Here is a 12476-nt window from a genome sequence, read left to right on the forward strand (position 1 = left end):
TCTCCGTATCAACGCCGATGACGGTTTAGGACTGCCGTATGAACTTCGCCGGTCAGCCTCTTCAAGATGGTAGCCTGCCTCGTATTGGCACCGGGAAGGACGCGCTCTCCCTGCTGGACGTCAGCGATTTCGTTGCCCGGCACTGGCGCTTCATCGGCCTGGTGACGGTGTTCTCGATCGCGCTCGCGCTCGCCTATTTGGCCGCGGCACCTTCTCGATACACCGCCCAAACCGACATGATCATCGACACCAAACGTGTCACCTGGACTCAGTCGGAGTTTGCGACCGAGAACCGGATGGTCGAGGATGCATCGGTCGAAAGCGAGATCGAGACGACGAAGTCCGAAAAGGTGGCCCTGCAGGTCATTCGAAAGCTTCGCCTGAACGAGGACCCGGAATTCATCGGGTCCGGCACCGGACTTCGCAACCGGCTTTATCAGCTTCTGGATCTGGATGGCCCGATCTCGCCGCAGCTCACGCCCAGCGAACTCGAGGCACGTGCGCTCAGCCGGGTGAAAGACAATCTCAAGGTGATCCGGCTCGGGCGATCCTATATCGAGCAGATTTCGTTCACGTCGCTGGTGCCGGAGAAAGCGGCCGCCATCGCCAACGCGTTTGCGGACGCCTACATCGAGGACCAGATCCAGGCCAAGTTCGAAGCGACCCGGCGCGCCAGCGAGTGGCTGCAGCAGAGGATCGGAGAACTCCGCCAGCAGGCCAGCGATGCCTATCGGGCGGTTCAGGACTTCAAGTCGAGCAATTCGATCATCGTGAATGGCGACGGCAAACTCGCGAGCGACCTGGAACTCGATCAGCTCGGCATCGCGCTTGCAAAGGCCCGAGCCGAAACCAGTCAAGCCCGAGCCAAGCTGGAGCGGATCACCCGCGTTCTCGAGCTACGACAGGAAAAGGGAAGCAATGAAATTCCCGATCCGGTGGTGACCGACGCCCTCAGCAACCCGGTTATTACCCGCCTTCGTCAGCAGTATCTCGACAACCAGAGCAAGGAAGCCGAATGGAGCTCGCGTTACGGACCTGACCATCAGGCCGCGCGCAATCTCAGGTCAGAAATGGCCAACGTTCGGCAGGCCATCTGGGATGAAGTCAGCCGGATTGCCGAAAGCTACCGCAGCGAAGTCCAGATCGCGAAGACGCAGGAAGACTCGATCGACAAACGCATGCTCGAGGTTTTTCAATTATCGACCGGAACACGCCAGGCGCAGGTCCATCTGAGAGAGCTCGAAACCGCAGCCACCACATACCGTGGCATCTATGAGACCTTCCTGACGCGGTTTACCCAGTCGGTTCAGCAGCAGTCGTTTCCGTCGACCGAGGCGCGAGTGGTCACCCTTGCCTCGCCGCCTTCGGTCCGCAGTTCGCCCAAAACCAATCTGACCCTCGCCCTCGCCGCCATATCAGGCTTGGCATTGGGTATCCTCGCCGCCTTCGCGCGCGATCGGATGAGCCGCCGGATCCACACCCGAGCGCAACTGGAAACCATCCTGGGCACCAGCTGCCTTGCGATCATCCCGTCCTTCGCGGATCCGTCTCTCGCGTCCCAGACCGCGACAACCTCCTCCCGGCTGTCGCGGGCGGTGAAGCAGCTCGTTCATCGCCGCGACAACGTCTCGGGTCAACCTCGCGAGAAAAGCCCGGCGAATTCTGCGGCCTTCGAGAAGATTAATGACGTTGCGCCGTTTTCGGCGACCGCAGAAGCGCTCCGCCATATCAAGGTTGCGATTGACCTGAGCCCCGGTGGGGGACGCGTGATCGGCATCGTGTCCGCCCGCCCCGGAGAAGGCAAGACAACGATCTGTGCCAGCTTTGCAGCCTTCTTGTCGAAGAGCGGCGCGCGAACGTTGCTGATCGACGGCGACCTGCGCAATCCGTCTCTGAGCAGAACGCTCGGTTATAAGAACAAGCGCGGCCTGCTCGAACTCGTCGCCGATCAGCTCCAATTGAGCGACCTGGTCGTCACGGATCCGGTCTACAAGTTCGATTTTCTGCCATCGGCGACCGAGATGAAGCCGATCAACAGCGCGGACGTGCTGACCTCGCCTTCTGTGAAGCGGATGTTGAAGTCTGCCGCAGGCAATTACGAGTACATCATCGTCGACCTGCCCCCCATTCTTCCGGTGGTCGACGTCAAGGCCGCGGCGCACCTGTTCGACGCCTTCGTCCTGGTTGTCGAGTGGGGAGCGACCATGAGCGACGAAGTCCGTAGCGCGGTCGGTGTCTCTCGCTCCCTGTCAGAGCGGCTACTGGGTGCCGTCCTCAACAAGACGGACGAAGACGTCATGCGCCGTCTCGAGGGCTACTCGTATCGCAGCCACAGTTATTATTACTATGGTGCTCCCAAGCACGAGAACGAGCAGACCGCAAATTGACGTCCTCAGATGCTCGTCGGTCTACGACGCTCAAGTTCGTATGTTTTACGATCGGTGTGATCGGTATCGGCTGGGCGGTCGCCAACTTTCACCGCGCAATCGCGATCGATCGCTTCGAGGCATTTACCGACCATCTTCTGCGCTTCAAGACATTCGACGACAGCTTCAGCTCCACGGTACTGAACAGTCGCTCAGCTCATGCGCTTGATGCCTGCGACACCCGTGCGCAACGCGCGCTGATCATGCTCGAGATCCCGCTCGCCGACGCCGCACTCCGGACCGGGGCGACGAATGAGTTCGATCGCAGGACCACGGATCTCAGAACCCGCGCCGATCAGTCCCTCTCCTGCGCCCCGACCGAGTCCTTCGCCTGGCTGGTTCTGTTTGGCCTGGCGGTGCAGGCTGGGCGGCTCGACGCAGATACCTTCGCCTTACTCGAACGCTCCTACGAGACGTCTCCGCGCGAAGCCTGGATTGCTGTTCGGCGGATCGCAGTTGCAGCTCCGGTTGCCTCACTCGCCCCGGATGCAACACGAAGCAAGATTGTCTCCGAGTTTCGCCAACTACTGCTGGATGGATATGTGGAGCTGCCAGCCCAGGCTTACGCGCGATCTCACCAAGGGGTGAAAGAGTTTCTGGACACCCAGGTCGAGCAGCTCGACGTCCGCACCCAGTTGCGCTTCAAGGCAGCCGTGACGAAACTCTTGCCCTGACCCATCGCTTCGATGCCGCGGCAAATGCGGGGACAGCAGACTTCCCCTCCTCAGCCCTCCAGACACCGAGAGCATACAGCCTGAGAGAGCCGGCAGGCCCGCGCATTGACGGCAAGCCCTCGCCCCCCTCCAGCAACACAAAGCAACCTCCCTGCTCTGCAAATCCGGCGCAGGGAGTCAGTTCGCGGGGAAGAACGCCGAATGCTTTCATCGCATCCGCTCCAATCATGAGTGCAAAGGCAGCGGGGCGACCTTAGCAATCCGCTCGACGGCCCCAAGGACGCCTCGACACAGTTCGCCGAGCACCGCGCAGCCGGATGAGCGAACGACCTCCTAAGCAGCGACCGCCACACCATCGAATTCTTCAGAGTGACAAGCCACGACCTATTACTTCGCGAACTCTGATGCCACGTCAGGCAATTGCATCGGCAGACACTCGGCACGCAATAGCGCAGGCCGTTAGGGACTTGGCAAAGAGCAAATTCGAGAACGTTGCCACTCGGAGTCTTCGACTCTGACGAGCTCGATATCCACTGAAACGACATCACCGCAACGCCTGAGCCAGCGTCATTTCTGGGACGAGCAAACATTTCCAATGATGTCTGAAAGCGCTGTTGGGACGCGACTTTCGCGATCCGAGGCGGTTTGTTGCTCTATATGTCAACAGCGCGATTTATCTTAACGCGAACTTGCATCGGCAATGGTGCGATCAACAGTTTATTCACCATCCGCAATTTGATAAACATTCAATTCAATAACACTTTGAGTGACAGTTCATCTGGACATCTACGGGCGGCTTTGAGAGTGCGACGATGGATGGATTGCTGAGAACAGATACGGAGCTTGATCTCGCCGACAGGAGTCGACCGACTCCGGTCGGTTGCGCATCGAAGAGAACCCTCGATCTTCTCTTGGCGCTTTCGGGCTTGCTGATTTTGGCTCCGCTGTTACTTCTGTGCTACTTCGCGACGATGATCTCGTCTCCCGGACCGGCGATTTTCCGCCACCGACGTGTCGGCTTCAACGGACAGCGATTTGACTGCCTCAAATTCCGGACCATGGCCACCGACGCCAATGAGCGGCTTCAAAGGCTGTTGGAGAGCGATCCGGAGGCGGCCGAGGAATGGCGGTTGACGCAGAAGCTGCGCCGCGATCCCCGCATTACATTGGTCGGAGCCGCACTTCGCAAATCAAGCCTGGATGAGCTTCCGCAACTCTTCAACGTGCTGAAGGGCGAAATGAGCATCGTGGGGCCGCGCCCCGTCACTGAGGAAGAGCTCAGCCGTTACGGACACTGCGCGGCAGAATATTTGGCGTGCCGTCCGGGACTGACGGGACTTTGGCAAGTCAGCGGTCGCAACACCACGACGTATGATCGCCGCGTTGCCCTCGACTCGTACTATGCGAACAACTGGTCGCATCGCCTCGATCTACGGATCATCCTGGTCACCATCCCGACACTGCTCACCGCGTACGGCGCATATTGAGACAGTTAGGGTGAAGCGTTCTGTGACGTGAACTCAGCGCGTAACTGGAGCGACAAAGGAACACTGCAACAGACAATTCGCCGAGACCAAAGACGTGAGCACCGATCTCATCTCTCATCCGAAACGCAAGAGCGTATTTAAGATCCTGGTCGCTCTCAACGCGGCCACCCTGTTGGCATGGATCGGACTGCTCGTCATCGGCTTGGGTCTCTCGCTGGAAAACGTGGTCGCCGCAGTCTGGCTCTTCTTCTTCAAGTGAACCACGATATCTGAAGGCGGACATGCCTTTGTAATAGGTATCTCGAGGCCGACGGCCACCAGGGCCACATCTGCAAGCACCTCGGGCGCTCAGAGCGCCTGGTGCAGTCTGTGGCTTATCTTCCGCGCGAGAGGCGCTTCGGCACTGAAGCAACGTCTCGGTTTTTGCGCTGGAAGGTCACAACTGAATCCTACCCAATTCATCGGATCACTCGCCACATTTAAAGACCCCGGCGTCGCCGTCATCTCGGATTATTGCAGGCCGGCCTGGCGTACGCCTGAGCGTCACCCGCGAAAGACGCTTCCAGCGGCCCTCATCGAGCCTCATCGCCGCCGTAGCCTTATGGCCGACTTCTGGTAGACTTCTGCTCCTGGAGGCAAGCGGCTGCCGCAGCCACGTTCCCGGCTCGCCTGCTCGCCCCCGCTGAGACAGCACACTTTACAAGCAGCACTGATCGTTAACCTCGATCCGTAGCCGTTCATTTACTTCGCAGATGCATCCTCTGGACCAGCCGTTCCCGTAGGCAAGCCCAAGATCAGTTGCGTTCGATGCTGAAGAAGCTGCTCTGTCCGATCCTCTCGCTGGCGGCTGTCATCGTCGTTGCCAGCCCCTCGGTTGCACGGCCTATCACGGGCCGGAGCGGCGCTGTCCAGGTGCTGGCCGAGGCGACCCCGGCTTTGGCTCCCTTTCAGCATGTTCGGTTCTGCATGCGTTATCCGATGGATTGTGCATCCGATCGCGATCCGACCGACCGCGTCGAACTCTCCCCATCGACGCTCAAATTGCTGGAAGCAATCAATCGCAGCGTGAATTCCGAGATCGTACCGATCCAGAAAGTCTATGGATCGGATTTGAAGATCGGCTGGACGATCGGGCCAAAGGCGGGGGACTGCAACGATTACGCCGTCACTAAGAGGCATCGCCTGATTGAAAGCGGGCTGCCGGCGCGAGCGCTGCGGCTGTCGGTGGTGCGGACGCCCGACCAGATTGGGCACCTGGTGCTCCTGGTCTCGACAACAGACGGCGACCTTGTGCTCGACAATCTGACGCCGTCGATCCGCTCCTGGCAGAATACCGACTACGAATGGCTGAAGATTCAGTCTCGCGCTGATGCTCGTCTCTGGTTTGACGTCGGCAGAAGGATGGCCGAGCCGGCGGACCTCAAGGTCTCCGCTCGCCTTCAGCTCGCCGCTCAGCGAACCGCCGAGTAGCCCAGCGCCTCCCGGCTAGCTGCGTGGGCGCTCCCAGAAAGCGCCGTGATCAGCTCAGCGATGCCCCGCAGCCTCGCCCGTCTCCGGTCCTCGCTCCCGCGTCGCCAAAGCGAGGCCACAGCCGACCAGGATGCCGAAGGGGATCGAGTAGCCGGGAACCTGCAGCGGAAAGTCGATCAGCGAATGCAGGAAGGTCATGACCATGATGCCGCTGATGGCACACAGAAAGGTCCGACTTTGACCGACTGAACGCGTCCCGGCCCGCGCCACAACGACCAGCGAGCCGATCGCCGACATACAGACCAGCAGGGCGATTGGGAGGCCCATTTCGACGGCGATTTCAACGAGTGTCGAATGGGCGTAGTCCCAGACGCCCCACATCGACATATCGCCGCCTCGAAAGGCAGGAAACACATCGCCAAAGGCTCCGGCGCCAATGCCCAAGATCGGGCTTTCGGCAATCACGCGGAGAGCATGCTTGTAGGCCATCCACCGGCCTTCATCGAACATGCCGCGGGTCATGACGCTCTGACTTTGCGCCAGCCACAGCGCGATCACGACTAGGCCCACAGCCGCGATCAATAGGCCGTAGACGAAGCGAAGCCGGAGCTGCCCGGCGACCATCTGGAGGATCGCCGCGAAAAGCCCCAGAACGGCACAGGCAAGGCCTGCGCGCGAGCCCGTTGAGAGCAGCGCGAGGAAACACAGCAGGCCTGCTGCAGCCCGGGTGGCAATCTGGATCCCGACGGCTTCATTCGACGGGCTCAACATCAACAGCCGAAGCGAAAGCGGGCCGAAGGACCTGAGCTGCTGCTGGATCGAGCAGGCCCACAAGATCACCCCGGCGCCGAGCAAGGCGGCCGCGGTATTGTGATTGATGAAAGTAGCCGTCAAATCCCCGTGGTAGGCGGTCTTCGGCTGCCAAAGCACCAATCCCGGGGTGAACGCCCGCGCCAGCAAGCCATATAGCGCGTAGAGCAGGATCGAATAGCGGGCGACCTTGAACAGCGTCTCGGCGTTGCTTCGCGAGGTTCCGATCCAGAAGCCTGCAAGGACGGAAGTGACCAGAAGCAGGTAATGCCCGGCGGTTACGACAGGGATCTCCGCGCGAGCCGATATTCTCGGAGGAGTCGGGAGCTGCATGAGCTCCCCTGCCCTCTGCCACGCGGCCGAGTTCGGTCCAAACGATACGCCGGGAATGATCTGGATCGCCGCCACAACCAGATACGCGGCGCAGACGACCAAAAATGCAATCAAAATACGGAATTGGGCGCGGGAAACAGATCGCACTGGCCGCCCGAGCAGGGTGAGCGACAGCACAACCACCCAGGCCAGTACCCAGATCGTATCGACGGAGCCGAATGGCAGTGGCGCCAGTGCAAACGCCGCGAGGGTGAGCCCTAGCTGAACCTTTCCGAGAGCTTCGGCGTGGGCGGGCTTTGCGCCCGGGCCCACTGCCGAAGCAATCGGAGAGGTCCTATTGGTCACCAACGAGTCTTCGTCGCAGCGTTCACATTGATTGCCGCGTTCGACACGTTCGACGTGGTGTTGGCCGTGTTGTTGATCAGCGTCAGGAGCTTGTAGTAGTCGACCACCCGCGCATTCGCCACATACATGACATCCTTGCTTCGGATCTGGAAGCCAGAGGCCAGCAGCATACCGGACGGATCACGCAGGTTGACGTGATAGATGGTCGGAATGCGGTCGTAGACGAAGCGGTTGGTGTCGACGCCGAGCTTCTCGAGCAGCGGCCGATCTTCGTAGCGGAAGACAAAGACTTCGGCCGGATCCGACTGCTGATCGTTCAGGCCGCCGGCCTTGCCGATCGCTTGGGCCAGCGTCAGCGTTTCGACGTCGAAGGTCAGCTCGGAATTGTAGCCGAACACGTTCTGATTGAGAGCACCAAGAGCCGTGAAGGTCGGAGCTTCCCGCGTGATGAAGATCACGTCGTTGGGACGGATGAAGATGTTCTCGGACGGATCATGGACGATCCGGCTCAGGAGGACTTTGACCTTCTTGCCGTCGCGCTGAAGCGTCACATAGCTTTCGATCGCTTCGTATTTCGGTCCACCCGCGCGCGCCACCACAGCGAGGAGCTTCTCGCCGACGCTGTTGAGCGCGAACACGCCCGGCGCATTGACGTCGCCGAGAACACTCACGACGCTCGAATGCTGCTGATTGAGGCTCACCACGACCTGGGGCTCAATCGCGCGATTCCGCAGCCGCGCGACGACCGCCTGCTGAACTTCCGGCAGCGTCCGCCCGGCCGCCGGCACTTCGCCCGCGTAAGGAACAGAAATATTGCCGCGCTGGTCCACGGCCTGCGGCGGCAGATCGACGAAGTTACCGGGGCGAGCACCGGCAGATTGACCGGGGGTGAACAGACCGCCTGGCGCGGCTTCGAAGATCGAGATGTTCAGCACGTCGCCGACGCCGACCACCTGCTGAGGCTTCGGACGCCTGTCTTTGAACGAGCCTTTGAACGAGACGACGTTGGGCTGGGACAGGAAGCCGATCGTATCGGCCGAGACGTCCACCAGCGCGTAAGGCAATGCCGTGGTCGACCGGACCCCGGCCGCCGCATAATTTTCAACTGATTCACTTGAAGGGCCCGTGCCCGGCAAAACCGAGCATGCTGACATCGAAATCAGCAACAGCAGACCAGCAAGCACCTGAAACGTCTTGCGTACCACGCGCAACCTCATTGAATCGCGCCACAGGGGCCGCGGTCAACCAGTGCCGGTCGGCGCGTCCAGGGGACGAACATCAATCTGCGGCCTTGTCGGGAGGTGAGACGACCGGTCCCTCCGATTCGAGCCTCGAATATCTCCCAGAACCTTACTTATAGGGCACAGGCTTTTGAAGAAGCTCCCCCCGTCCGCCCTCATTCTGCGGAAACACGTTGCAGTTGAGCCACACTCGACGGTGCTATTCACTACTTCCGTGACCGAAAAGGCCCATTTCCGCCCTCCGCAGCCCCTCATTGTCCGGATAGTCGGTACCCGGGCCGGTTCAGAAGGTCATCAGGGCCGGCAGGACGGGCTATCCGGCTACGAACTATGCCGCCCCTACTTTTGGTCGCCCCTCCCTTCCACGGGACGAGTGATCGCCCCCCTGGCGAGGAGCGCCACCGACTTCCCGGGTCTCAGTCCTGGTGCAAATTCCGAACTTTGATTAGGCATTAAGTGACTGGGCGATTTTCGGAAATACTATCCGCAGTTACTTTCCTGACCCGACAGTCGAGCTACCCTCCTCAAATTAAACAAAGTTCCACCCAGTATCGCTCGACAGTCATATGTTCATGCAATCAGGAGTGAGCGGTGCTCTGATCGCTGCACCTGACGTGGGGCTGGCGCTCGAAAGGCGCTTGGGGGGAGAGCGGCAATGATTTATCAATCCATTCGACTGAGCTGGAGTCACGCCCACGGAGGAAGCCGCGGGAGGCCGTAATGGCGTATTTGGCTATTGGCTTAGCGGCGGCGGGGTTCTTGATTGGACTGAAATTTCGGCTTGTGGGACTGCTTCAAGCCCTCGCCTTGGTGCTGCTCCTGACGATCGGCATCTGTATCGGATTTGGATACAGCTTCACAAGAACGATCGTGGTCGTGTTCGCGGCGCAGGCGGCCATCCAGGCCGGGTATTTCTTCGGCCTGCTCGCACAGACGCTGTACCAATCCCGTCGAACGCGAATGGTGCTTTAGGCGCGTTGCCGCGATCTTCTTGTGCCCTCTGACGTAGCCTCGCACAGCGAAGCGCCAGTTGACCTCTCCGGGATAAGATTGGCCTCTTGGATTTCGATCCTTGTGCTACAAGCGTGATCTGGTGCAGCCCGCTTTTCGGGCAGATACTTGATGGAAATTCGGATTCTGGTTTCGGAGACCTGATATGAACTTGAGTAAGCTTGCGATCATTTCGCTGATTTTGGGCAGTTCAGCCATCGCAGTGTCTGAGCCTGCATCTGCGCGGAGCCGACTCTATCCCGTCACCACCTGCGGTCCGGACAATGCCTACCTCTGTAAGCTGCACGGATCGTTCGATAGCCCGCCCTTCCACTACAACCTGGCGATCCATCCGGCGTGCATCAAGACGGTCGGCAAGAGCCGCCGTTACGGACGTGAGTACGTCCTGGTTTGCGGCAGCCCAGACCGCGCGATGATTTGGTGGTAACCCAAATCTCAATCAAATAAGCGCCGCGGCGACCAAACGGCGGTTCGGATAGGCTTCTATCTATCCGGCCGCGATCCGGCATTGTTCGGCGCGCCCTGACGGCTCGAAAAGTCGTTCGCGTTTCCTCGGCCGGCCTGAGATCGCTCCGCCGGACCGATGTTATTCGACCCGCGATCGCGGACCAGATTTCCGTACATGTCGCGTTGTGGCACCACGCTCTGTGCGGATGCACTACCGGCCATCGACAGGATGGCAAAAACCACCAAGATCACAGCTCGCATGAGATCCTCCCAGATCCAACTGCCCCGAGCGTAACTAAGAATAGAGCAGTTGCAAATCCGCGAGCCGCGACATTGCCGTGCATGTTGATAAGGTCAGATGCCGGCTGTTCCACACTGAAGTTTCCGCAACGCGCGCCGGACGTCACCAACCGGTAGCTGATACCGTCGGCCTTCAAATCCACTGCGCGCGCCGGCCGCAGCTCAGACGTCTTTCCAGACCGATTGCCGCCTCAGCGGCTGGGATTGGCGGCGGCAATCGCCTTATCGCAGCTTGCCAGATGGTCGCGGTAGGACTGCCCGGTCTTTTCGGCTGCCAGCATCGCCTTCGCCGGCTCATCGCCCCGCGTCGCGCGCCGCATCAGGGATGCGACGGCCGACAGGTCGCCAGCAGCCTGCGAGCACGCGCGACGCGCGTCACCCTGCTCCGTTTCCTTGACGAGCGTCGATTGCAGCTGAAGAAGCCGGCTGGACTGCTCGTCCAGTTTCCGTTCGTTGCCGGTTTGCACCGCGGCCTGAATGACCTGCTCGGCATTGAGGATATCGCGAACGGCTGCGCCGAAATCCACACTTGCCGTCGCACGTGCGGCAATTGTTACATCGGGCAGCTTCATCGCACCGCCGAATTGGGGAGCGGCAACAGCGGCTTCAGCCGTCGCGATCAGAATCAAGGCCGTCAGGAGAACTGGGCGCACGAGAGCTTCTCTGAATGAGGGACAGACCGCAGGGGCGGAAGATCGGTTAGCCGGATTGAGGGGCCGGATCGAAACCCATCGTCTTTGAAAGTCGTTCCGCGGCTCTTCGCTCTGCGGAAACACCATCGGCCGTTGGCAAACCGATCGGCTGGATGGTGGGGGAGGCAGGACTCGAACCTGCGAAGCCATGAGGCGGCTGATTTACAGTCAGCTCCCTTTGCCACTCGGGACACTCCCCCGCCCGTGCCGCCGGCCGAACGCCTGTGGCAGGCAAAACCGGGACCGGAAGCCGCAGCGAGCCCGCGGGCGGGCCTGCAACGCGGCGCGGTTATGGGCGATGCGGCCCCCTAAAGTCAACCAACCCCATGACGATTTCGACACTCCTTCGTCATATCGGACGGTGGAAGCGAAATTGCCTTGTGCAAGAGAGCGTGAGACAAGCGCCGCCATGAGCGACAGACTGCCGAATCCCCGCTTTTCCCGCCGCGATGGCCCGCCCCGCGGCAAACCCCGCCCTGCCGGGTTCCGCCGCGAAGCCCGCGAACGCGATGGCGACGGACCCGTGATCCTGTACGGCTGGCACACTGTTACGGCCGCACTGGCCAATCCGCGGCGTAAGATTCGCAAGCTGTGGCTGACCGAGAACGCCGCCCGCAAGCTGGCCGAGGAGCACATCGACACCCGAATCGCGCCGGAGATCGTCCGGCCGTCGGAGATCGACCGCCAGCTCGGGCCGGACGCGGTGCATCAAGGCATGCTGGCCGAGGCCGATCCGCTGCAGGTGCCGCGAATCGACACCCTGCCCCAGCACGGCATCGTGCTGGTGCTCGACCAGATCACCGATCCGCACAATGTCGGCGCGATCCTGCGCTCGGCGGCCGCGTTCGCCGTGCAGGCGATCGTCACCACCGCCCGGCACAGCCCGGAAGCCACCGGCGTGCTCGCCAAATCCGCCTCCGGCGCGCTGGAGCTGGTGCCGCTGGTGCTGGTGCAGAATCTCGCCCGGGCTCTGACCGAGCTGAACGACCGCGGCTTCCTCACGGTGGGTCTCGACAGCGAGGGCGACGACGATCTCGCCGCGGTCGAGCTGCGCCAGCCGCTGGCGCTGGTGCTCGGCGCCGAGGGCAAGGGCCTGCGGCAGCTGACGCGGCAGACCTGCAACACCGTCGCCCGGCTCGACATGCCCGGCGAGATCAAGAGCCTCAACGTCTCCAACGCGGCCGCACTGGCGCTGTACATCGGGGCCAGCCGGCTCGGCCTGATGGGCCGCCGCTAAGGT

At 61.0% G+C, this 12476-nt stretch carries 11 protein-coding genes and 1 tRNA gene; 8 read left to right on the forward strand and 4 right to left on the reverse strand.

The window, feature by feature from the left end; translation table 11 throughout:
• The first annotated feature begins 38 nt into the window (after positions 1-38).
• From RPPS3_RS17205 to RPPS3_RS17220, 5 genes are all read left to right on the forward strand, one after another.
• Entirely contained in the window at positions 39-2387 is a 2349-nt protein-coding gene (locus tag RPPS3_RS17205) for a polysaccharide biosynthesis tyrosine autokinase (protein ID WP_107345154.1), read from the forward strand.
• A 56-nt stretch (positions 2388-2443) separates the two neighbouring features.
• Positions 2444-3100, forward strand: coding sequence for a hypothetical protein (locus RPPS3_RS17210; protein ID WP_107345155.1), 657 nt, complete (start codon positions 2444-2446; stop codon positions 3098-3100).
• Positions 3101-3912: 812 nt separating this feature from the next.
• The gene (locus tag RPPS3_RS17215) at positions 3913-4587 is read left to right on the forward strand and encodes a sugar transferase (RefSeq protein WP_107345156.1); all 675 of its coding nucleotides are present in this window, start codon (positions 3913-3915) and stop codon (positions 4585-4587) included.
• Positions 4588-4681: 94 nt separating this feature from the next.
• Positions 4682-4846, forward strand: a complete 165-nt coding sequence (locus RPPS3_RS24515; RefSeq protein ID WP_159060689.1) for a hypothetical protein — start codon at positions 4682-4684, stop codon at positions 4844-4846.
• 548 nt (positions 4847-5394) lie between these two features.
• The gene (locus RPPS3_RS17220; protein ID WP_107345157.1) at positions 5395-6057 is read left to right on the forward strand and encodes a transglutaminase-like cysteine peptidase; all 663 of its coding nucleotides are present in this window, start codon (positions 5395-5397) and stop codon (positions 6055-6057) included.
• A gap of 54 nt (positions 6058-6111) precedes the next feature.
• Here the strand turns inward: RPPS3_RS17220 and RPPS3_RS17225 are convergent, their stop codons facing one another.
• On the reverse strand, positions 6112-7545 hold the full coding sequence (locus RPPS3_RS17225; protein WP_107346658.1) for an O-antigen ligase family protein: 1434 nt from the start codon (positions 7543-7545) through the stop codon (positions 6112-6114).
• Positions 7542-8609, reverse strand: coding sequence for a polysaccharide biosynthesis/export family protein (locus tag RPPS3_RS17230; RefSeq protein WP_234819978.1), 1068 nt, complete (start codon positions 8607-8609; stop codon positions 7542-7544). The genes RPPS3_RS17225 and RPPS3_RS17230 overlap by 4 nt, the downstream gene beginning before the upstream one ends.
• An 897-nt stretch (positions 8610-9506) precedes the next feature.
• Here RPPS3_RS17230 and RPPS3_RS17235 point away from each other — a divergent pair.
• Together RPPS3_RS17235 and RPPS3_RS17240 are read left to right on the forward strand one after the other, a co-directional pair.
• On the forward strand, positions 9507-9758 hold the full coding sequence (locus RPPS3_RS17235; RefSeq protein ID WP_107345159.1) for a hypothetical protein: 252 nt from the start codon (positions 9507-9509) through the stop codon (positions 9756-9758).
• A gap of 184 nt (positions 9759-9942) precedes the next feature.
• A complete protein-coding gene (locus tag RPPS3_RS17240; protein ID WP_107345160.1) occupies positions 9943-10224 on the forward strand; it encodes a hypothetical protein in 282 nt (93 codons plus the stop codon).
• Between the two features lie 511 nt (positions 10225-10735).
• Here the strand turns inward: RPPS3_RS17240 and RPPS3_RS17245 are convergent.
• Together RPPS3_RS17245 and RPPS3_RS17250 are read right to left on the reverse strand one after the other, a co-directional pair.
• On the reverse strand, positions 10736-11197 hold the full coding sequence (locus tag RPPS3_RS17245) for a hypothetical protein (RefSeq protein WP_159060690.1): 462 nt from the start codon (positions 11195-11197) through the stop codon (positions 10736-10738).
• 153 nt (positions 11198-11350) lie between these two features.
• A tRNA-Tyr gene (locus RPPS3_RS17250) sits at positions 11351-11436 on the reverse strand.
• A 209-nt stretch (positions 11437-11645) separates the two neighbouring features.
• Here RPPS3_RS17250 and rlmB point away from each other — a divergent pair.
• A complete protein-coding gene (rlmB, locus tag RPPS3_RS17255) occupies positions 11646-12473 on the forward strand; it encodes a 23S rRNA (guanosine(2251)-2'-O)-methyltransferase RlmB (protein WP_107345162.1) in 828 nt (275 codons plus the stop codon).
• The last annotated feature ends 3 nt before the right edge of the window (positions 12474-12476 follow it).

The sequence above is a fragment of the Rhodopseudomonas palustris genome, assembly GCF_003031265.1.
In the GTDB taxonomy this organism is placed as follows: Bacteria; Pseudomonadota; Alphaproteobacteria; order Rhizobiales; family Xanthobacteraceae; genus Rhodopseudomonas; species Rhodopseudomonas palustris_H.